The sequence below is a fragment of the Stenotrophomonas indicatrix genome (assembly GCF_050573115.1).
Lineage (GTDB): Bacteria > Pseudomonadota > Gammaproteobacteria > Xanthomonadales > Xanthomonadaceae > Stenotrophomonas > Stenotrophomonas lactitubi_A.
This window is the reverse complement of record NZ_JBNYZT010000006.1, coordinates 119,755-141,780: the sequence shown is the minus strand read 5'-3', so window position 1 is coordinate 141,780 and position 22,026 is coordinate 119,755. Positions and strand designations below refer to the sequence as shown.

The 22,026-nt window shown below is 66.8% G+C and carries 16 protein-coding genes; 8 read left to right on the top strand and 8 right to left on the bottom strand.

Annotated elements, in window-relative coordinates; translation table 11 throughout:
* The first annotated feature begins 71 nt into the window (after nt 1-71).
* The 3 genes from ACQ5SA_RS15100 to ACQ5SA_RS15090 are packed head-to-tail and all read left to right on the top strand — an operon-like array spanning nt 72 to nt 7,443.
* Nucleotides 72-1,241, top strand: a complete 1,170-nt coding sequence (locus tag ACQ5SA_RS15100; RefSeq protein WP_499314750.1) for an MdtA/MuxA family multidrug efflux RND transporter periplasmic adaptor subunit — start codon at nt 72-74, stop codon at nt 1,239-1,241.
* Nucleotides 1,238-4,381, top strand: a complete 3,144-nt coding sequence (locus ACQ5SA_RS15095; protein ID WP_499314748.1) for a multidrug efflux RND transporter permease subunit — start codon at nt 1,238-1,240, stop codon at nt 4,379-4,381. Before ACQ5SA_RS15100 ends, ACQ5SA_RS15095 begins: the two co-directional genes overlap by 4 nt.
* Complete coding sequence (locus ACQ5SA_RS15090) at nt 4,378-7,443, top strand: efflux RND transporter permease subunit (protein WP_499314746.1); 3,066 nt, start codon at nt 4,378-4,380, stop codon at nt 7,441-7,443. The genes ACQ5SA_RS15095 and ACQ5SA_RS15090 overlap by 4 nt, the downstream gene beginning before the upstream one ends.
* Nucleotides 7,444-7,681: 238 nt before the next feature.
* On the opposite strand, the gene ACQ5SA_RS15085 is transcribed toward ACQ5SA_RS15090, so the two are convergent.
* From ACQ5SA_RS15085 to ACQ5SA_RS15060, 6 genes are all read right to left on the bottom strand, one after another.
* Nucleotides 7,682-8,755 carry a 3-deoxy-7-phosphoheptulonate synthase gene (locus ACQ5SA_RS15085; protein ID WP_499314744.1) on the bottom strand — a complete coding sequence of 358 codons (1,074 nt, stop codon included), beginning with the start codon at nt 8,753-8,755 and terminating at the stop codon, nt 7,682-7,684.
* A gap of 253 nt (nt 8,756-9,008) precedes the next feature.
* Nucleotides 9,009-9,269: a hypothetical protein gene (locus ACQ5SA_RS15080; protein WP_312110277.1), complete on the bottom strand. Its 261-nt coding sequence runs from the start codon at nt 9,267-9,269 to the stop codon at nt 9,009-9,011.
* A gap of 186 nt (nt 9,270-9,455) precedes the next feature.
* Entirely contained in the window at nt 9,456-10,193 is a 738-nt protein-coding gene (locus tag ACQ5SA_RS15075; RefSeq protein WP_499314742.1) for a DNA alkylation repair protein, read from the bottom strand.
* On the bottom strand, nt 10,190-10,690 hold the full coding sequence (locus ACQ5SA_RS15070; protein WP_312110282.1) for a MarR family winged helix-turn-helix transcriptional regulator: 501 nt from the start codon (nt 10,688-10,690) through the stop codon (nt 10,190-10,192). The genes ACQ5SA_RS15075 and ACQ5SA_RS15070 overlap by 4 nt, the downstream gene beginning before the upstream one ends.
* A 71-nt stretch (nt 10,691-10,761) precedes the next feature.
* Nucleotides 10,762-12,057, bottom strand: a complete 1,296-nt coding sequence (locus tag ACQ5SA_RS15065; protein WP_499314919.1) for a sensor histidine kinase — start codon at nt 12,055-12,057, stop codon at nt 10,762-10,764.
* Between the two features lie 32 nt (nt 12,058-12,089).
* Entirely contained in the window at nt 12,090-12,800 is a 711-nt protein-coding gene (locus tag ACQ5SA_RS15060) for a response regulator (protein WP_312109908.1), read from the bottom strand.
* A 112-nt stretch (nt 12,801-12,912) separates the two neighbouring features.
* Between ACQ5SA_RS15060 and ACQ5SA_RS15055 the strand changes: the two genes are divergently transcribed.
* Nucleotides 12,913-13,881: an aspartyl protease family protein gene (locus tag ACQ5SA_RS15055; RefSeq protein WP_499314740.1), complete on the top strand. Its 969-nt coding sequence runs from the start codon at nt 12,913-12,915 to the stop codon at nt 13,879-13,881.
* A 114-nt stretch (nt 13,882-13,995) separates the two neighbouring features.
* On the opposite strand, the gene groL is transcribed toward ACQ5SA_RS15055, so the two are convergent.
* Both groL and ACQ5SA_RS15045 read right to left on the bottom strand, forming a co-directional pair.
* A complete protein-coding gene (gene groL, locus ACQ5SA_RS15050) occupies nt 13,996-15,645 on the bottom strand; it encodes a chaperonin GroEL (protein WP_025878650.1) in 1,650 nt (549 codons plus the stop codon).
* Between the two features lie 81 nt (nt 15,646-15,726).
* Nucleotides 15,727-16,014 (bottom strand): co-chaperone GroES, encoded by a 288-nt coding sequence (locus tag ACQ5SA_RS15045; protein WP_176019429.1) that lies wholly within the window; start codon nt 16,012-16,014, stop codon nt 15,727-15,729.
* A gap of 309 nt (nt 16,015-16,323) precedes the next feature.
* On the opposite strand from ACQ5SA_RS15045, the gene ACQ5SA_RS15040 reads away from it, so the two are divergent.
* From ACQ5SA_RS15040 to ACQ5SA_RS15025, 4 genes are all read left to right on the top strand, one after another.
* On the top strand, nt 16,324-18,114 hold the full coding sequence (locus tag ACQ5SA_RS15040; RefSeq protein ID WP_499314738.1) for an endonuclease: 1,791 nt from the start codon (nt 16,324-16,326) through the stop codon (nt 18,112-18,114).
* A 74-nt stretch (nt 18,115-18,188) separates the two neighbouring features.
* Entirely contained in the window at nt 18,189-18,527 is a 339-nt protein-coding gene (cutA, locus tag ACQ5SA_RS15035; RefSeq protein WP_025878647.1) for a divalent-cation tolerance protein CutA, read from the top strand.
* Nucleotides 18,524-20,914: a protein-disulfide reductase DsbD family protein gene (locus ACQ5SA_RS15030; RefSeq protein WP_499314736.1), complete on the top strand. Its 2,391-nt coding sequence runs from the start codon at nt 18,524-18,526 to the stop codon at nt 20,912-20,914. The genes cutA and ACQ5SA_RS15030 overlap by 4 nt, the downstream gene beginning before the upstream one ends.
* Nucleotides 20,911-21,471, top strand: a complete 561-nt coding sequence (locus ACQ5SA_RS15025) for a TlpA family protein disulfide reductase (protein WP_499314734.1) — start codon at nt 20,911-20,913, stop codon at nt 21,469-21,471. Before ACQ5SA_RS15030 ends, ACQ5SA_RS15025 begins: the two co-directional genes overlap by 4 nt.
* The last annotated feature ends 555 nt before the right edge of the window (nt 21,472-22,026 follow it).

Sequence of the window (22,026 nt, the reverse complement as noted above, 5' to 3'; positions counted from 1 at the left end):
GCTGCCCGTGGCCCTTCGTGGTGCCGACGGGCCCGCATGACCCTGCGTGCACGCAGGGCGCAGGATGCCCCATGTCTGTCGCCGAAAACTCCCGCTTTCGCCGTGCCCGTCCGCTGCTGGTCGTTGCCGCTCTTGCCCTTGTTGCTGGCCTGGCGTGGTGGCTGTGGCCGCATGCCGAGGCGGGCGGTGGCGAAAAAGCGGGTGGCGGCAAGGCAGTGCCGGTACGCATCGCCCGCGCCAGCGCCGAACCGTTGGTGCTGCGGATGAAAGCGGTCGGTACAGTCACACCGCTGCACAGCGTGGTGGTGCGCAGCCGCGTGGACGGCGAACTGATGCGCCTGCATTTCCAGGAAGGTCAGCAGGTCAAGGCCGGTGACCTGCTCGCACAGATCGATCCCCGCCCCTACCAAGTGAAGCTTGCCCACGCACAAGGTACGCAGCAGCAGAACCTGGCCGAGCTGGAGAATGCCGAGCGCCAGCTGCAGCGCTACCGCGAACTACAGCGCCAGAACTACGTGTCCGCGCAGGAACTGAGCGACCAGCAGAGCAAGGTACGGCAGCTGCAGGGGCGTCGCCTCAGCGACCAGGCTTCGGTGGACGAAGCACGCCTGCAGTTGCAGTACACGCGCATCGTCGCCCCGGTCAGCGGCCGAGTTGGCCTGCGTCGATTGGACGTAGGCAACCTGGTGCACGCCAGCGATACCGAAGGCCTGGTCACGCTGGCGCAGACGGCGCCGATCAGCGTGCTGTTCACCGTGCCCGAACCAGAGCTTCCCGCGCTGCTCGATGCCGTACAGGCGCAGCCGGCGCTGGCGGTGGAAAGCTGGGACCGCGAAGAACGCCGGCAGCTCGCCAGCGGCACCCTGTCCAGCGTCGACAACCGCATCGATACCGCCACCGGCACACTGAAGCTGCGCGCGCAGTTCGACAACGCCGACCAGGCGCTGTTCCCCAACCAGTTCGTCAATGTGCGCCTGCAGCTGGGTGAGCATCCCGCGCTGCTGGTTCCCGATGCCGCCGTGCAGTTCGGCAGCCAGGGCAACTACGTGCACATCATCGACAAGGACAACAAGGCACAACGACGCACAGTGGTGCTCGGCCCGGCCGATGACGGTCGCGTTGCGGTGCGTTCCGGTCTGGTGGCCGGTGACAAGGTGGTGATCGAAGGCATCGACGGGCTGGAAGACGGCACCGCGGTGGAGATCATCACCGAGGAGGCATCGACCAAGGCCGGCGCATGAACCTCTCGCGCGCCTTCATCCTGCGCCCGGTCGCCACCACCCTGCTGATGGTGGCGCTGCTGCTGTCCGGGGTACTGGCCTATCGCCTGCTGCCGGTGGCGGCGCTGCCGCAGGTCGACTACCCGATCATCCAGATCACCACGCTGTACCCCGGTGCCAGCCCCGAGCTGACCACGCGCACCATCACCGCGCCGCTGGAGCGCCAGCTCGGGCAGATTCCCGGCCTGAAACAGCTGTCGTCCACCAGTTCCGGTGGCGCCTCGGTGATCACCCTGCAGTTCGGCCTGGAGGTGTCGCTGGGCGTGGCCGAACAGGACGTGCAGGCGGCGATCAACGCGGCCGGCAGCTTCCTGCCCGGTGATCTGCCGGTGCCGCCGGTGTACCGCAAGGTCAATCCGGCCGACACGCCGATCCTGACCCTGGCGGTGACCTCGCAAGGCCTGTCGCTGCCGCAGGTGCACGATCTGGTCGACACCCGCATCGCCCAGCGGTTGGCACAGCTGCCGGGCGTGGGCCTTGTCAGCCTGGCCGGTGGCCAGCGCCCCGCTGTGCGAATCCAGGTCAATCCGGGCGCACTGGCCGCCAACAACCTGGGCATGGACCACATCCGCACCGCGATCGCCGCAGCCAACGTCAATCTGCCCAAGGGCAGCTTCGATGGCCCGATCCGCGCGGTGATGCTCGATGCCAACGACCAGATGCGCAGCGTGGCCGAGTACCGCGCACTGGTGCTGGCCTGGCGTGACGGCGCACCGCTGCGGCTTGGCGACGTGGCCACCATCACCGATGGTGCCGAGAACCGTCAGCTGGCGGCATGGAGCGGCACCACCCCGGCGGTGCTGGTGAACATCCAGCGCCAACCCGGCGCGAACGTCATCGCCGTGGTCGAACAGGTACGTGCCTTGCTGCCGCAGCTGCAGGCCACGCTGCCGGCCGGCGTGCAGATGACCGTGCTCAGCGACCGCACCGAATCGATCCGCGCGTCCGTGCGCGGCGTACAGAAGGAACTGGTGCTGGCCATCGCGCTGGTGGTGCTGGTGACCTGGGTATTCCTGCGCAACCTGCCGGCCACGCTGATTCCCAGCATCGCGGTGCCGCTGTCGCTGGTCGGCACCTTCGCGGTGATGCTGCTGGCCGGCTATTCGCTCAACAACCTCACGCTGATGGCGCTGACCATTGCCACCGGCTTCGTGGTGGACGATGCGATCGTGATGCTGGAAAACATCGCCCGCCACCTGGAAGACGGTGAAAGCCCGCGCGAGGCGGCGCTGAAGGGAGCCAGCGAGATTGGCTTCACCCTGGTGTCGCTGACGGTCTCGTTGATCGCCGTGCTGATCCCGTTACTGTTCATGGCCGACCTGGTGGGTGCGCTGTTCCATGAGTTCGCGGTGACGCTGGCGGTGGCCATCGGCATTTCGCTGCTGGTGTCGCTGACCTTGACGCCGATGTTGTGCGCGCGCTTCCTGAAGCCACATGCGAAGGGGTCAGAGCCCCAAGGGGATCTGACCCTGGCCGAGGGGTCGGATCCCCTTGGGGCTCCGACCCCATCCCCTCCAAAGCCCGACATCTTCGACCACATCATTGCCCTCTACGACCGTCAGCTGCGCTGGGTACTGCAGCGCCAGCCACTGATGCTGCTGGCGACGGTGGCCACGCTTGCGCTGACGGTGGCGCTGTATTTCGCCGTGCCCAAGGGTTTCTTCCCGGTGCAGGATGCCGGCCTGGTGCAGGGCATCAGCGAAGCCCCGCAGGCGATCTCGTTCCAGGCCATGCGCGAGCGTCAGCTTGCCCTGGCCACGGCCATCGAACAGGACCCGGCCGTGGCCAGCCTGTCCTCCTACATCGGCGTGGACGGCAACAATGCCGCCCTCAACACCGGCCGCCTGCTGATCGAACTGAAGCCACATGGCGAGCGCGAGAGCGCCGACGTGGTGATGGCTCGGCTGCAGCAGCGCGTGGCCAGGATTCCCGGCATCACCCTGTACCTGCAACCGGTGCAGGAGCTGGGCATCGAAGACCGCATCAGCCGCAACCAGTACCAGTTCACCCTGACCACGCCGGACCTGCAGACGCTGGAAGCCTGGACACCGAAGCTGTTGCACGCGCTGCGCCAGTCGCCGGCGCTGCGCGATGTGGCCAGCGACCTGCAGATGCAGGGCCGACAGGCCAGGGTGAGCATCGACCGCGATGCTGCCGCACGTCTGGGCGTGAGCGTGGAAGCAGTGGCCGATGCACTGTACGACGCCTACGGGCAACGGCAGATCTCCACCATCTTCACCCAGGCCAGCCAGTACCGGGTGGTGCTGGAGGCCGATCCGGCACGACAACCGGGGCCGGAGGCGATCAGCGGCCTCCGAGTGCGCAGCAGCAACGGCCAGACCGTGCCGCTGGGGGCAGTGGCGCGCGTCGAGCAAGGGCCGACGGCACTGCTGCGCAACCATGTCGGCCAGTTCCCGGCGGCCACGCTGTCGTTCAACCTTGCCCCCGGCGCATCGCTGGGTGAAGCGGTGGATGCGGTGCATGCCGCGCAGGCGCAGGTGGCATTGCCGCAGAGCATCGAGCTGCGCCTGCAGGGCGCGGCGGCCGCCTTCAGCAGCTCGCTGTCGAGCACGCTGTGGCTGATCCTTGCCGCCGTGGTGGTGATGTACATCGTGCTGGGTGTGCTCTACGAGAGCTTCATCCACCCCATCACCATTCTCTCCACCCTGCCCTCGGCGACCGTGGGCGCCTTGGCCGCGTTGTGGGTGAGCGGACGCAGCCTGGACCTGATCGCGGTGATCGGCATCGTGCTGCTGATCGGCCTGGTGAAAAAGAACGCGATCATGATGATCGACTTCGCGCTGGACGCGCAGCGAACCCGCGGCATGAGTCCGCGTGAAGCGATCCACCAGGCGGCGCTGCTGCGCTTCCGGCCGATCCTGATGACCACGCTGGCCGCATTGTTTGGCGCGGTACCACTGATGCTGGCTAGTGGCTCGGGCGCCGAGCTGCGGCAGCCGCTGGGCTGGGTGATGGTGGGTGGCCTGCTGGTCAGCCAGGTGTTGACCCTGTTCACTACGCCGGTGATCTACCTGGCCTTCGACCGCTTGCAGCGCGGCCGCGCGGCGGCACCCGCGACGGCTGACGGGGCCGGCGCATGACCCCTGTGGCACGCCTGGCACAGGCCTGCGTGCAGCGTCCGGTGGCAACCATCCTGTTGGCGGTGGCGCTGGTACTGGCCGGCCTGCTGGCGCTGCGCCTGCTGCCGGTGGCACCGCTGCCCCAGGTCGACTATCCGGCCATTGAAGTCAGCGCCAGCCTGCCCGGCGCATCACCCGAGTCGATGGCGGCCACCGTCGCCACGCCGCTGGAGCGTGCGCTGGGCAGCCTGCCCGGCATCTCGCGCATCGACTCCGCCAGCACCCAGGGGCAGACCCAGATCGAACTGAAGTTCGTGCTCGGCCGCGATATCGACGAGGCCGCGCGCGAAGTGCAGGCGGCAATAAACCTCGCCCGCGGCCAGCTGCCCAGCGGCATGCCCGGCATGCCGCAGTACCGCAAGGTCAATCCCTCGCAGGCGCCGATCCTGGCGCTGGCACTCACCTCCAACACGCTCTCGCCGGGCCAGCTGTACGACCTCGGTTCGACCGTGCTGGCGCAGAAGCTGTCGCAGGTGCCGGGCGTGGGCGAGGTGCAGGTGGGCGGCAGCGCGCTGCCGGCGGTCCGCGTGTCGCTGGATCCGAACGCGCTCAATCATGCGGGTCTGGCACTGGAGGACGTGGCGCAGGCGATCAGCCGTGCCAACGCGGTGCGCCCACTGGGTGCGGTCGCAGGCGCGCAGCAGCACTGGCAACTGGAAGCACCGCTGCAGCTGCGCCAGGCCGCGCAATATCGCGAGCTGGCGCTGAAGGCCAGCGATGACCGTCTGCTTCGACTGGGCGATGTCGCCGCCGTCGCCGATGGCGTGGAAGACCGCTATGCCAGTGGCTTCCACAACGAACGCCCGGCCGTGCTGCTGATCGTCAGCCGCCAGCCCGGCGCCAACATCATCGCCACCGTCGATGCGATCCAGGCGCAGCTGCCGCAGCTGCACGCCCTGCTGCCGAGCACGGTGGACATGCGGCTGGTGATGGACCGCTCGCCGGTGATCCGCGCCACCCTGCACGAAGCCGAAGTGACCCTGCTGCTGGCGATCGCGCTGGTGGTGCTGGTGGTGCTCGGCTTCCTTGGCCACTGGCGTGCGGCACTGGTACCCAGCGTGGCGATTCCGGTGGTGCTGTTCGGTACGCTGGCGCTGATCGCGCTGATGGGCTTCTCGCTCAATACGCTCTCGCTGATGGCCCTGATCGTGGCGGCGGTGCTGGTGGTGGACGACGCCATCGTGGTGCTGGAAAACATCGCGCGCCATCGCGAGCTGGGGGCGGACCGCTGGCAGGCGGCGGTGCGCGGTGCATCCGAAGTGGGCGCTACGTTGCTGTCGATGAACCTGGCGCTGGCAGTGGTGTTCGTCTCGATCCTGTTCCTGGACGATTTCGTCGAGCGCCTGTTCCGCGAATTCTCGCTGACCCTGGTCGCGGCGATGACGGTGTCGGTACTGGTGGCGCTGAGCCTGGTGCCGATGCTGTGTGCGCGCCTGTTCGTCGATGACGCACAACTGCCCTCGCGCTGGCAGCGCGGCAGCAATGCGCTGTTCGAGCGCGTGCGTGGCGCCTATCTGCGCACCCTGCAGGCCAGCCTGCGGCAACTGCGCTGGCCGCTGCTCGTCTTCGTGGCGGTGATCGCACTCAATGCCTGGCTGTTCCAGCAGGTACCCAAGGGCATCGTTCCGCAGCAGGACACCGCGCAGCTGCGCGGCTTCGCGCGTGGCGATGACGGCCTGTCCTTCCAGGCGATGCAGCCGAAGATCGATGCCTACCGCAAACTGCTGCTGTCCGACCCGGCCATCGAGGACATCATCGGGTATATCGGTGGCAGCAACGGGGTCAACAACGCCTTCATCATGATCAAGATGAAGCCGCTGGCCGAACGCGGCGTCTCCAGCCAGCAGGTGATCGACCGCCTGCGCGCGCGCCTGCCCAAGTTGCCTGGGGGCAACCTCTACCTGTGGGTGGACCAGGACATCCGCCTGGAAGGCGCCGGCAGCAGCGGCAAGTACGAGTTCCAGTTGCTGTCGGCCGATACCGCGCCATTGCGCCAATGGGCACCGAAGGTCGCTGCTGCGCTGCGCGGCCTGCCGGAACTGGTGGACGTGGAAGCGCAGGGCGAGGCCGGCATGCGCCAGGTGATGCTGGACATCGACCGCGAGGCCGCCGCGCGCCACGGCGTGGACCTGCGCACCGTGGCCAACATGCTCAACAACTCTTTCAGCCAGCGCCAGGTCGCCACCCTGTACGACAGCCTCAATCAGTACCGGGTGGTGATGGAGCTGGACCCGAAGCACACCCAGGACCCGGGCACCCTGGCACGGTTGCAGGTGATCGATGGCAACGGCCAGCGCATTCCGCTGTCCAGCATCGCCAGCTGGCGCTACGGCATGGCGCCGGACCGCGTGTACCACAGCGAGCAGTTCGCCTCGATCTGGATCGAGTTCGCGCTGGCACCCGGCGTGGGCCTGGAGCAGGCCACGCAGGCCATTGATGCGGCGATGGCCAAACTGATGCTGCCGCGCTCGGTGCAGGCCAAGCTGTCCGGCGAGGCCGGTGGCCTGGAGCAGCTGCGTTCGCGCCAGTTGTGGCTGGTACTGGGTGCGACGCTAGCGGTGTACCTGGTGCTGGGCATCCTCTACGAGAGCTTCCTGCAGCCACTGGTGATCCTGTCCACGCTGCCGTCGGCCGGTATCGGTGCGCTGCTGGCGCTGTGGCTGTTCGGCAACGAACTGAACCTGATCGCGTTGCTGGGGCTGTTCCTGCTGGTGGGTGTGGTGATGAAGAACACCATCCTGCTGGTCGACTTCGCGCTGGCCGGCGAACGCCGCGGGCTGAGTGCGCAGGATGCGGTGATGGAAGCGGCACGATTGCGCCTGCGGCCGATCCTGATGACCTCGCTGGCGGCACTGCTGGGCACGTTGCCACTGATGCTGGCCAACGGCGAAGGCTGGGAGCTGCGGCAGCCGCTGGGTATCGCGATCGTGGGCGGGTTGCTGGTCAGCCAGTGGCTGACGTTGTACACGACCCCAGCGATGTATCTGGCGTTGGCGAGAGTGCGGGCGCGGCGCACTATGTAGAGTCGAGCCATGCTCGACTTGCGCGCGAAGCGCGGTGATTACGGCGAAGAGCAGTCGAGCATGGCTCGACTCTACAGAAGAGCAGCCTGCACCACCCCGGCGATGTACCTGGCGCTGTCGTACATACGCAGCGCCAGGCGCATCGCCGGTGCAGACGGGCCGGTCTCCAACTCCGACCGACCCTGATCGCGGCCGCACCCCCGCAGGCGCTGGCCGCCATCCACACACGTGCCGCAACTCAAGCGGCCTCGGACACCTTCACTTCGCGACGGGCGCGCACGGCCGCAGCCAGTCGCTCCAGCACCGTCACGGTGGTGTCCCAATCAATGCAGCCATCTGTGATGCTCTGGCCGTAGACCAGCGGCTGGCCTTTCACCAGTTCCTGGCGGCCACCGACCAGATGGCTTTCGACCATCACGCCGACGATGCGCTGTTCGCCGTCTTCCAGCTGGGTGGCGATGTCTTCAATCACCTTCGGCTGGTTTTCGTGGTTCTTCAGGCTGTTGGCGTGGCTGGCATCGATCATCAGGCGCGTCGGCAGCTTGGCCTTGGCCAGCGCCTGGCAGGCATCGGCCACGCTGGCCGCATCGTAGTTCGGCTGCTTGCCGCCACGCAGGATCACATGGCAGTCCGGGTTGCCGGTGGTGGAGACGATGGCCGTGCCGCCCTGCTTGGTGACCGACAGGAAGTGATGCGGATTCGAGGCGGCGCCCACGGCATCGGCGGCGATCTTGACGTTGCCATCGGTGCCGTTCTTGAAGCCGACCGGGCACGACAGCCCCGACGCAAGCTCGCGATGCACCTGGCTTTCGGTAGTACGTGCACCGATCGCGCCCCAGGCAACCAGGTCGGCGATGTACTGCGGCGAGATCACGTCGAGGAACTCGACACCGGCCGGCAGGCCGAGCTTGTTGATGTCGCGCAGCAGGCCACGGGCGATGCGCAGGCCCTTGTCGATCTTGAAGCTGCCGTCCAGGTCCGGATCGTTGATCAGGCCCTTCCAGCCCACCGTGGTGCGCGGCTTTTCGAAGTACACGCGCATGACGATTTCCAGCTCGCCCGCCAGCGCATCGCGCAGCGGCTTCAGGCGCTGGGCGTACTCGATGGCGGCTTTCGGGTCGTGGATCGAGCATGGCCCGACCACCACGGCCAGACGGTCGTCGCGGCCGTGCAGGATCTGGTGCAGGGCCGCGCGCGAGGCGCTGACGGTGTCGGAAGCTTCGTCATCACAGGGCAGCATCGCCAGCAGCTGGGCAGGCGGTGTCAGTGGTTCGATGGTACGGATACGCAGGTCGTCGGTGTGCGGGGGCATGGTGGGGGGTCTCTACGGAACGTTGGGGGTCCGCAGCGTGGCGACATGAAAAAAGCCGCCAGGTTCGCTGGCGGCTTTCGGGAATGCGTCTGAAGCTTTCTTCAGGGTGAGCGCAATCCTTCCTCCGCCGGGGGCTTCGGAAAGTAATACCAATAAAAGCTGGCGTGGGTTGCGTTCATGGGATCTATTGATAACACACGGTTTTGGCAGGTGCCAACTGTTTCATCCGCAACTGCGGGCGCGGTTCAGCGGACTATCGGCCGCCATGCACTTCCACGTCCAGCAACAGCGTCTCGTGGATATCCACCCAGCGCTCCACCACGCGGTCCAGTTCCCGCCTGGCCTCATCCAGCTGTTCGGGGTTGAGCATGGACCTGGCCGTATACAGATCGGACACCAGCTGCCGCAGGGTGGCTTCCTGGATGGCGACCGACGGTCCTTCGAGGCCCGGCAGCTGCAGCGCCGGGCTGTCACCAAGGGTTCCGTACAACGTCACCTGGATCTTGCTCTGCATGCTCGACTTCCCTGCGGATGGATACGGCCGAGCGCCATCTTTACCCGGAATGGATGACACGCGCATGTGCCACGGCTGTATTGGAGTGCACTCTGTTGAGCGGGTGGGACAGGGGGATTCGTTGAGGGTCATGGGGTTGCCGGCCAGCGGCCGGCACTACCGGGGTTCGGCGTGAGCGGTAACGCGTTACAGCGAACGCAGCGCGCGCTTGCGGATGTACGTATTGGCGACGCTGTCGTGCGTTGACTGCCACTGCCTGCACACAGCGCGCACCCAGTCGGGTTGGCTCTTGCCGGCGTCGTTGAGCCAGTTACCCACCGAGTCCTGCACGTAGCGCTCTGGATCGTCGGCGAGTGCCTCCAGCAAGGGCAGCACGTGTTCGGGTTGCTGTTTGAACAGCGCAATGTGCGTGGCCCAGACACCGCGGGGACGCAGCGTCTCACAGGCGAAGCGGCGCAGATGCGGCGAAGGCTGCTGCGCCCAGGGTTTCAGCAGGGCGAGCGCCTCAAGTGGTGCGTCGACGATCTCGCTGCGCAGCGCCAACCACGCCCATTCGCGTACACCGAAGTGCGGATCATCTGCCAGGGGACGCATCACCTGCAGCTTGTCGGACAACGTCGCCTGCGCGTCACCGCCAATCAGATAGCACGCCCAGCCCCGCACGGTGTCGGAGGGATGCGCCTGCCAGTGCTGCACGTCGCCCTGTCCTCCCTCGCGCAGAAGCGCTGCGGCCAAGGCCATGCGCTGGGTGATTCCCTTGCCTGCGGCGGCGTGCATGCGCTGTATCGAGGCCGGTGGCAAGGTCGGTGCCACTGCCTGCAGCAACGCAGCAAAGTCCACCGCCAGGCACTCGGCCAGATGCGTGCTGGCTGCGCTGCCCGCATTGAGTGCCTGCAGGCGTGCCGTGGCAATGTTAGTGCTCATGTACCTGTTTCCTGACCCGCGTCAGTGTGTCGCCAGACCTTTTCCAACAGCAGCGACAACTGCGCCTGTTCACCGGAATCAAGACCGTTGAACAGTCCACCGATCCATTGCGTGTGCTGGTCGAACAGATCGCCGGCCAGGCGCTTGCCGCGCGCCGTCAGCACGATCTGCAGACGGCGACCATCTTCGGCATCGCTGCGCCGCTGCAGCAGGCCGTCACGCTGCAGGCCATCGAGCAATCCGCTGATGGTGGCGCGGGTGACACCGGCCTGCTCGGCCAACTCGTGCGGCGGCAGCGTGCCGCCGGCGCCATGCAGCAGGAACAGCACGACGAAGCGGCCTTCGCTGAGGCCGTGCGGCGCCAGGCGTGCAGCGCAGTCACGGTCGATCGCGCTGGACAAGGCGAGCAGCTGGAAGCACAGGCGCAGCGGCGCGAGGTTTGCGTCACCACGGCGCTCCGCTTCGTTGATGAGGGCAAGGTGTTTGGCTTCCAGCACACGCGTCATCCATCATGATTAGCCGCCTAATCATATAATAAAAATAGATGCTCCGGATATTGCAGGAACCTTCACGGCGCCAGGATCAGCCTCGCCACAAGGCCGCCGTCTTCACGGTCCAGCAACTGCAGTTCACCGCCGTGACGGTGCGCCGCATTGGCGGCGACTGCCAGGCCCAGCCCGGCGCCTCCCGTATCGCGACTGCGCGAGGTTTCGCTGCGCTGAAACGGCTGCAGCAGGCGCTGCCGGTCTGCCGCTGCGATGCCGGGACCGCGATCCAGCACCTCCAGATGCAGCCTCTGTCCCACCTGTGCAACACGCAGCTCCACTGCACCGGCGTAGCGCGCTGCGTTGTCGATCAGATTGTCCAGCGCGCGCCTCAGCAGCAGCGCATCCGCATGCCACGACAGCTCGGCAGGCAATATGGCAATGATGACCACGCCACGCCCGCGCGCCGACTGCACGCAATCGTCCAGCAGCGCCGCGATATCCAGCGGCTGCAGCACAGGAGGTTCGAGCTCCCCACGGGCGTAGTCCAGAACCTGCTCGATCATGGCGTTCATGCGTTCGATGTCAGCCACCATGCGCGCTGCCTGCGCTGGCGGCGCGCTGTCGGCACGCAGGCGCAGGCTGGTCAACGGCGTGCGCAGGTCATGCGCTACGGCGGCCAGCATCCGGGTCACATCGTGGGCCTGACCGCGCAAGCGTTCGCGCGCAGCGTTCATCGCCGAGGCCAGCACCTGCACCTCGTGCGGGCCCTCCAGCGGCAGTCGAGCGCTGGATTGCAGCGACAGATCCGCACTTGCATCGGCCAGACGCCGCAACGGTCGCGTCAGACGCAGCGCCAGCCAGGCGGCCGGCGGCGCCAGCAGCACGGCCCCGGCCAGCAAGGCCAGAAGCACCTGCCTGCGCCACTGCAGCAGTTCGTTGTGGTTGGCGCCCACTACGCTCCACCGCCCATCCGGCTGCTGCACCGCCAGTTCGAAGGCGGGCCAGCGCAGATCCGGCAGCAGCAGGGCCTGCTCAACGGTAGCGCGTTGCTCGGGCCCGGTCTTCAGCAGCTGTCCTTGCTTGATTACCTGTACCTGCACAACGGCTGGATCGGGGGTGCGCAGCCAGGCTGTCCTTACCCGCTCGCGTGGCACCCGCAGCTGCGCGGCCGCCACAGCACTCATCCAGTCGTTGTCCAGGCCGGCCGGCGCGTTGGCCTGGCTCCAACGGCGCAGGCCCAGCGGCGCGGCAGCGCGTCCTTCCATGACCTGCACGGCATCAAGCAGACTCATCTGTGGCGCGGCCGGGCTGGGGACCGTCCAGACCACGGCGAAACTGACCAGTTGGGCCACCAGCAGGGTGGACAGGGTCAGCAGCGCCATCCAGGTCGCGGTCCGCCAAGGGCGCGTCATCGCCGGCTGACCTTGGAGGAGAACCGGTAGCCTTCGCCGCGCAGAGTCTGAACCAGTGCCTCGCCGCCGGTTGCGGACTGGGCGAGCTTGCGCCGCAGACGGCTGATGCCAAGATCCACGGCGCGGTCGAACGCTTCGCTGGCGTCGCCCTTGGTCAACCGCAGCAGCTGCTCGCGACTGAGTACACGGCCGGCACGCTCAGCCAGCGCCCGCAACAGCGCGAACTCGCCACTGGTCAGGCTGACCTCGGCCCCCGCTGGCGTGAGCAGGCGGTGTTGTTCCAGCTGCAGCTTCCAGCCATCGAAATACAGCACCGGGGCGCTTTCGCTGTCCGCCTGCTTCTGCGCGCGCCGCAGCAGCGCGCGCACCCGCGCCAACAGTTCGCGAGGGTCAAACGGCTTGGCCAGATAGTCATCAGCGCCCACTTCCAGGCCAATCACGCGGTCAGGCGTGCTTGCCATGGCGCTGAGCATCAGAATGGGGGTTCCCTGTGACTGCATCCGGCGGCATACCGACAGCCCGTCTTCGCCCGGCATCATCCAGTCCAGCACGATCAGATCGGTCCCCTGCTGGGCAAGCAGCGCGTCCAGCGCGGCGGCATGGGCGGCAACACGTACGTGGTAGCCGTGCGCGCGCAGGCAGTCGGCAATCGCATCGCGGATGCTGAGGTCATCGTCCACCACCACGATGTCGGTTGCTGCAGTCATGCGGTGATTATGGCGCGCGTTTGTATCGGGACTGTATCGGCGCGGCGCCTGGCTGGACATCTGCCGGATACGGGGGTGGGCTGCAATGGTCCCCCCGATGGAGACCTACACGATGCGTATCCGTACCCTGCTGGCGCTTGCCTGCATGACCAGCACGCCACTCATGGCCGCACCCGCCACCACGGAGACGCATGTGCTCCCCATGTGGATGCACGGTGGGCATCCCATCGTGGCGATGCAGCTGGGCGACAGCGTCGAGCCTTTGCACTTCGTGATCGACAGCGCAGCCGGGGCCACCGTGGTGGATGAGGCGACGGCCCGGCGACGCGGGCTGGAAGATACGGCCAGTGCCGAGACACGCGTGGAGGGGGCCACCGATCGCAGCACGATTCTGCGACGTACCCGCACGGCTGGCTGGCACCTGGGCACCTTCGCTTTCGATGCAGCGATGCTGCAGACCGATCTGAGCCGGCTCGCCGGCGACAGTGATCGCCGCATCGACGGCATTCTCGGAAACGATGTCACCAGTCGCTTCGACACGACCTACGACATCGCCGCACAGCAGGCGCTTCTGCAACCGCCCGGCTCGCTGGTGCACGATGACGCTTGCCTGCGCAATGCGCTGCCCCAGCGCGATACCAGCATGCAGCGTTTCGGCTTCGTGCCGATACGGGTGACCGGCACCGGCGTCGAGATGATCGGTGTTGTCGACACCGGCGCGGCACAGACGGTGCTCAATGGCGCCACCGCTGCAGCACTCGGTTTTCGCACCGACGGCAGCGATGCACGGGTGACGGTGCGCGCCAAAGGAACGCGGGGCCTCGGCGAGCGGGTGGTGGAAACCTGGCTGGCGCCCTTGCCGGGACTGCGCATGGGTAGCTGGGAACATCCGACGCTGGAAGTGCGCATCAGTGAACTGCCGGTGTTTGCCTCGCTGGGACTGAAAGAACGCCCCGCGTTGATCCTGGGCGCTGATGCAATGACTGATACCCGCGTGCAGATCGGCAGCGGCGCCGAGTGGATCTGCCTGCGTCGCAGCGAAGAGCGGCAACTGCAGGGCGCTCCGGCAGCTGACCGGTAGTTGCGCAGCGAACACCGATCATCGCCCACAAAAAAACCCCGCCTTGCGGCGGGGTTTTTCATTGCAGCAGGGAAGCGTGCCGACCTGGGTCAGCAGCTACCGGTGCAGCGGGACTTAGAAGTCCATGCCGCCCATGCCACCCATGCCGCCCATGCCACCAGCGCCACCCATGGCCGGCTCGTCCTTCTTCGGAGCGTCGGCAACCATGGCTTCGGTGGTGATCATCAGGCCAGCGATCGAGGCTGCGTTCTGCAGCGCCGAACGGGTCACCTTGGTCGGGTCCAGGATGCCGAACTGCAGCATGTCACCGAACTCGCCGGTGGCGGCGTTGTAGCCGAAGCTGCCGGTGCCTTCCTTGACCTTGTTGACGATGACCGACGGCTCTTCGCCAGCGTTGGCGACGATTTCGCGCAGCGGGGCCTCCATCGCGCGCAGGGCGATCTGGATGCCGTGGTTCTGGTCTTCGTTGGCACCCTTCAGGCCAGCCAGCGCGGAGACCGCACGGACCAGGGCAACGCCGCCGCCCGGAACCACGCCTTCTTCAACGGCCGCACGGGTCGCGTGCAGGGCGTCGTCGACGCGATCCTTCTTTTCCTTCATTTCGATTTCGGTCGAAGCGCCGACCTTGATCACTGCAACGCCACCGGCCAGCTTGGCCACGCGCTCCTGCAGCTTCTCGCGGTCGTAGTCCGAGGAGGTGTCTTCGATCTGGGTCTTGATCTGCGCAACGCGCGAATCGACCGCAGCCTTGTCACCCACGCCATCGATGATGGTGGTGTTTTCCTTGGAAACCTGCACCTTCTTGGCGCGGCCCAGGTCCTTGATGGTGGCCTTTTCCAGCGACAGGCCGACTTCCTCGGAGATCACGGTGCCGCCGGTCAGCACGGCCATGTCTTCCAGCATCGCCTTGCGACGGTCGCCGAAGCCCGGAGCCTTGACGGCCACAACCTTGACGATGCCGCGGATGGTGTTGACCACCAGGGTCGCCAGCGCTTCGCCTTCGACTTCCTCGGCCACGATCAGCAGCGGCTTGCCGGCCTTGGCGACGCCTTCCAGCACCGGCAGCAGGTCACGGACGTTGGAGATCTTCTTGTCGTGCAGCAGGATGTACGGGTCATCCAAGTCAGCGGTCTGCGACTGCTGGTTGTTGATGAAGTACGGGGACAGGTAGCCGCGGTCGAACTGCATGCCCTTGACCACGTCCAGCTCGTTGTCCAGGCCCGAGCCTTCTTCAACGGTGATCACGCCTTCCTTGCCGACTTCCTTCATCGCATTGGCGATGATCTGGCCGATCGACTCGTCCGAGTTGGCCGAGATCGTGCCGACCTGGGCAATGGCCTTGTCGTCAGCGGTCGGCTTGGAGATGTTCTTCAGCTCGGCGACGGCGGCCACGACGGCCTTGTCGATACCGCGCTTCAGGTCCATCGGGTTCATGCCGGCAGCAACGGCCTTGGCGCCTTCGCGGATCAGGGCCTGGGCCAGCACGGTGGCGGTGGTGGTGCCGTCGCCGGCGTCGTCGTTGGTACGCGACGCGACTTCCTTCACCATCTGCGCGCCCATGTTCTCGAACTTGTCAGCCAGTTCGATTTCCTTGGCGACGGAGACGCCGTCCTTGGTGATGGTCGGGGCGCCGAAGCTCTTCTCGAGCACGACGTTGCGGCCCTTCGGGCCCAGGGTGGCCTTGACGGCATTGGCGAGAACGTTGACGCCGCGCACCATGCGCGAACGGGCGTCTTCACCGAAACGAATATCCTTGGCAGCCATTGCGATTACCTCGTTGATTGCGCCGGGCCAGGCCCGACGACGAAAGGGGATGTCTTACTGGAAAGCAGGTCGCGCCGACGCTCAGCCGATGACGGCGAGCACGTCGTCTTCGCGCAGGACCTTGTACTCGACGCCTTCGCTCTTGTACGAGCTGCCGGCGTACTGGCCGTAGATGACCTTGTCACCGACCTTCAGCGACGGAGCGCGCACGCTGCCGTTGTCCAGCGGCTTGCCCGGGCCCACGGCCACGACTTCACCCTTGGTGGACTTTTCCTTGGCGGAGTCCGGGATCAGGATGCCACCGGCGGAAACTTCGTCGGCTTCGATCGGCTTGACCACAACGCGGTCGTGCAGCGGCTTGATGCTCATGTGGGACCTCTTAAGTTATTGATTGGTCTGAAAAAGTCCGGCGATGTTAGCACTCACACCAGGTGACTGCCAGCAACGCGCGTGAAAAAGCCCGACAGGTCGGGAGCAGGACAGAGATGGAGACCCCCGGGGACCTTTCAAGGCCCGGCCGGCAAATTTTTATCGACGCGCCGCGACAGCCCGATGTCCGGGGATCCGGTATTTTGGTGATGGGCGTCTCACTGTCAGATATCTGGCGTTCATTTACGACAAAGTGTCACCAGATCGGCTTTAGGGTGGCCCGGCATTCCCAATCACAAGGAGTAGTCGATGCGATTGCTGTCCCCGCTCGCCGCCGCCTGCCTGCTGGCACTGGCTGCCGCGCCGGCCCAGGCCGAGGTCTTCATCAACGAACTGCACTACGACGACAGCACCGCTGCCGGTGACGTCGGCGAAGCCATCGAAGTGGCCGCCACCGCCGGCGAGGACCTGTCCGGCTACCGCCTGTACCTCTACAACGGCAGCAATCCGTCGGCCGCCACGGTCTACGCCAACAACGCAGTACCGTCGGGAACCGCGGCCAGCTGCGGCAGCGCCACCCTGGCCGTGGTCACCTACCCCACCAACGGCCTGCAGAACGGCCCCAACGACGGCATCGCCCTGGTCGACGCCAGTGGCAAGGTGGTCCAGTTCCTCAGCTACGAGGGCGCGATCACCGCCTCCGGTGGCCCCGCGGCCGGCATGACCAGCCAGAACATTCCGGTTGCCGAAACCAACAGCACCGCGGCGGGTACGTCGCTGCAGCTGACCGGCAGCGGCAGCCAGTACGCGCACTTCACGTGGGCCGAATCGGCCAAGCAGACCTTCGGCAGCTGCAACAACAACCAGACCTTCAGCGGCGGTGGCACCCCGGGCCCGAACACGCCGCCGTCGGTGTCCACCACCACGCCGGCACAGGGCAGCAGCACCTTCCCGGCCGCCGCCGACCTGGAAGTGGTGTTCAGCGAGACGGTCAACCTCGCCAGCGGCGCCTTCGCATTGACCTGCGGCACCTCCGGCAGTGTGCCGCTGACCTGGCCGGCCAGCGGCAAGAGCGTGAAGCTGTCGACCAACACCGCGCTGGTCGCCGGTGAGGCCTGCCGCTTCGACATCCGTGCCGCACGCATCACCGACGCACAGGGTGCCCGTCCGGCGACCGACAGCCGGATCGCCTTCACCGTGGCCACCACCACCGGCAACCCGGATCCGGGCAATCCCGGCGGCCCGGCGGGCTATTACTCGAAGGTCAATACCAGCAGCCCCAGCCAGCTGCGCTGCTCGCTGCACGCCACCATCAAGGGCCACACCGCGTATCCGTACAGCGGCTCGGGCACCAGCACCTGGACCATCCTGGAGATCGCCGACGAAGATCCGAACAACGCCGGCAAGATCCTCGACGCCTACCGCAACCGCAGCTACACCAAGGTGACCGACCGTGCCGGCAGTGGCGGCGGCCTGAAGTACAACCGCGAGCACACCTGGCCCAATTCGCTGGGCTTTGCCAGCACCACCGGCGACAAGGGCCTGCCGTACGCGCCCTACACCGACACCCACATGCTGTACCTGACCGACGCACAGTGGAACGCCGACCGCGGCAACAAGCCGTTCGGCAAGTGCGACGCCAACTGCGGCGAGCGCGCCACCGAGGCCAACAACGGCCAGGGCGGCGGCAGCGGCGGCTACCCGGGCAATTCGAACTGGGTACGCACGCCGGATGGCAACGCTGGCACCTTCGAAGTCTGGGGTGCGCGCAAGGGCGACATGGCACGCGCGGTGATGTACATGGCCATCCGCTATGAAGGCGGCAAGGATGCGGCCACCGGCCAGTCCGAACCGGACCTGGAACTGACCGACGACCGCAGCAAGATCGTCAAGACCAGCAGCTCGCCGGCCTACATGGGCCTGCTGTCGACCCTGATCGACTGGCATCTTGCTGATCCGCCGAGCGCTGCAGAACGTGCCCGCAATGACGTGATCTACAGCTTTCAGGGCAACCGCAACCCGTTCATCGACCACCCCGAGTGGGCCACCCCGGGCCTGTTCACCTCGGCCAAGCCGGCGACCTGCCAGCTGGCCAACTGACTCCGTTTGAAGAAAGTTGTATTTCCCCTGTCCGATCCTGACCCGGTCGGACAGGGGCCCTATACTCGACGGTCATGTCGACCGTCGATCCCGTCCTGCTGCTGTTGACCACCTGCCCGGACCGGGCCAGTGCCGAGCGCATCGCGCACGCGCTGGTCGCCGAGCACCTGGCTGCCTGCGTCACCCGTCTGGACGGCGCACAGTCGACGTACCGCTGGCAGGGCGAGGTGACCACCGACGCCGAACTGCAGCTGCTGGTGAAGACCACCGCAAGCCGTGTCGATGAAGCCATCGCCCGGATCGTCGAACTGCATCCGTATGAACTCCCGGAGTGCATCGCGGTCGAAACCCGGGCCGGCCTGCCGGCGTATCTGGACTGGATCCGGGCACAGACCCGGGAGGACACTGATTGAAGACTCTGTTTGCGCGTGGCGCCGCCTTGTGCGCCCTGTTGTGGCTTTCGTTGCCGGCCTTCGCGCTGGATGAAAAAGATCTGCTGCCGGTGGACCAGGCGTTCGCGCTGACTGCCAGCGCGCCCGAGCGTGGCCAGATCCAACTGCAGTTCAAGATAGCCCCCGGCTATTACCTGTATCGCCACCGCACCACGGTGAAGGCCGATCCTGCCTTCAATGCCGCTGCGCTGCAGATGCCCGCAGGCAAGAAGCACCACGACGATTTCTTCGGTGAAGTGGAGACCTACCGCGAGCGTCTGCAGGCCACCCTGCCCGGCGCGCCCACCGATGCCGCCGGCACCATCAGCCTGGAAGTGCGTTACCAGGGCTGCGCCGATGCCGGTGTGTGCTACCCGCCGCAGAAGCGCGTGGTGCAGGTGACCCTGCCCGGCGCGGGTGGTGCACCTGCCACGCTGCCGACCGCACGCGCCACCGGCGCCAGTGCGTTCAACAACCCGTTGGCCGGTGCCGGTAGTGGCGGTGGCCTGCGGCTGCCGGGCACCAGTAACAGCCAGGCATTGCCGCTGCCGTCGGAACAGGCGTTCGGCTTCGATGCCATCGCCAGCGATGGCAACACCGTGCTGCTGCGCTTCAGCCCGGCACCGGGCTATTACCTGTATCGCGACCGCACCTCGCTGAAGCTGGAGGGCAGCGCCGGAGTACTGGCCGACAAGCCGCGTTGGCCGACGGCGCAGTCGCACCGCGACGAGCACTTCGGTGATGTGGCGGTCTATTTCAACCAGGTGGAAGTGCCAGTGCCGCTGCGCCGCAGCCGCGCCGAGGCCGTCGACAGCACGCTGGTGGTGACCTTCCAGGGCTGCCAGACCGATGGCATCTGCTATCCGCCGATGACCCGGCGGGTGAAGCTGTCGATCCCCGCCGGCAAGGTCAACGCCACCGGTGATGCACCGGCTGCACGCGACGAAGTGATCCGCTCGCTGCCGCCTTCGGCCGCTGCCAGCACCCGCGAGGGCGCCAACGGCACGCCACTGCGCCTGCTTCCGACTGTGCCCAATGACGCGCCCGCCACCACGGGCGGTGCCGACGCCAGCAGCGGCGCGCGCGATGCATTCGCCGCTGATGCGCAGCAGGACAATGCACTGCGTACCAAGGCCCCCAGCCGCGTGCCGAAAACCGACAGCTCGCTGCTGTGGGTGCTGCTGCTGGCGCTGGGCGGAGGCCTGGTGCTGAATCTGATGCCCTGCGTGCTGCCGATCCTGTCGTTGAAGGTGCTGAGCCTGGCGCAGAGCGGGGAAAGCCCCGAACGCGCCCGCAGCCATGCCATGTGGTACACGCTGGGCGTGCTGGTTGCCTTCGCGGTGATCGGCGCGCTGATGGTCGGCCTGCGCATGCTGGGCAACGCAGTCGGCATCGGTTTCCAGCTGCAGCATCCAGGCGTGGTCGCGGCGTTGGCCTACATCATGTTCGCGGTGGGCCTGAGCCTGTCCGGCGTGTTCACCATGGGCGGCGGCATCGGCAACTTCGGCCAGTCGCTGGCGCGACGCAGTGGCCCGGCCGGCGATTTCTTCACCGGCGTGCTGGCCTGCGTGGTCGGCAGTGCCTGCGTGGGTCCGTTCTTCGGCCCGGCGGTGGCCTATGCCTTTGTTGCACCGCCGGTGGCGGCGATGCTGGTGTTCCTGTTCCTGGGCCTGGGCCTGGCCCTGCCGTTCCTGCTGATCGGCTTCGTGCCGGCGCTGGCGCGTCGCCTGCCCAAGCCGGGCCAGTGGATGGAAACCCTGAAGCACGTGCTGGCCTTCCCGATGTACGCCGCCGCGTTGTGGCTGCTGTGGGTGCTGGGCAAGCAGCGCGGTGTGGATGGCATGGCGCTGGCGCTGGGTGGCCTGCTGCTGCTCACCGGTGGCCTGTGGCTGTTCGAGCGCAGCCGCTGGCGCAGCCAGCGCGCGGCCGGGCTGCTGGGCGTGCTGCTGGTGATCGCGGCGCTGGTGCCGGTGTGGGCCGTGACGCAGCTGGCACCGCCGGCACGTGCCGCGCAGGCGAGCAGCGAGAACGTGGTGGAGTATTCGCCGCAGATGCTGGACCGCCTGCGCGCCGACAACCGCGTGGTGTTCGTCAACATGACCGCCGACTGGTGCGTGAGCTGCAAGGCCAACGAACGCGCGGTGCTGTCGCGCCCGGAGTTCAAGGAACTGCTCAAGCGCACCAACGCGGTGTACATGCGCGGCGACTACACCAATGTGGACCCACAGATCACCGCCTTCCTGGATGAGCACAAGGCCGTGGGCGTGCCGCTGTACGTGGTGTACGGCCCCGGCGCACCGCCGACGGTGCTGCCCACCCTGTTGACCCAGGCGCTGGTGGAAGAAGCGCTGCTGCGCACCGCACGATGAAGTGGCAACGGCCAGCACTGCTGTGGACAGCGGTGCTGGCTGTCGGGCTTGGCCTGTGGGCCGGCAATCGGCTGACGCCTGGGCCGGCGGCGGAAACCGCAGCGCCTGCTGCCGCGTTACCGCCAGCGTTGCCGATGCTGCGGCCCGGTGATCCGCTGCCGGCGCTGGTCCTGCCCGATGCTGAAGGTCACGCGCAGGATATCCGCGAACGCTTCAAAGGCCGGCCGCTGCTGGTCAATGTGTGGGCCAGCTGGTGCGGCCCGTGCGTGGAAGAAATGCCCGAGCTGGCCCGCTTTGCCGAGGGCCAGGGCACGCGCGGTGTGCAGGTGTTGGGCCTGGCGCTGGATACGCCGGACGGCGTGCGCGATTTCCTGCAGCGGGTGCCGGTGACCTATCCCATCGTGCTGGATACCCCGGGCCCACGCGATGCCAGCGTGCAGTTGGGCAACGCGCAGGGGCTGCTGCCCTACAGCGTGCTGTTCGATGCGCAGGGACGGATGGTGAAGGCCAAGCTCGGCCCGTTCGCGCACGGCGAGATCGAAGGCTGGGCGAAGTAAGGTCGGCAGGGCTGCGCCCTGCACCTGCCTAAGCAACGGCAACGGCCGAAGCAACGGCAACAGCGGGCATTCCGTGGGATGGCGGGGCGGTGTCGGATTGCGGGGACGCCGTAAACCCATCCGTGGGGGCTTGGCAGCCGCATCCATGCGGCTGACACCCCGCAATCCGACACCGCCCCACCTTCGACAGTTTCCCGGTGTTTGATGGATCCACGCCATGCGTGGATGAATCTCCACTGGAATCGAATATTTCGACAATGGAAAGAAATGCATCCACGCGTGGCGTGGATCTACGTGTCGACCAAGGTCGACACCCACCAAGAGCAGGCCATGCCATTCCGACAGATCGCGGAAATCTGTCGAAGACGGGGTGGGTCCGGTTGCGGGGGCGTGAGCCGCATGGATGCGGCGACCGAGCTTACATGGACGTACTTGCAGCGGCCCCCGCAACCGGCCCCACCCCGCCTACCCTCAGGAAACCAGCTTCTGCTGTTGCTTCGGCTGTTGCTGTTGAGGTTGCCGGCCAGCGGCCGGCACTACCGCTTCGGCGGGTGC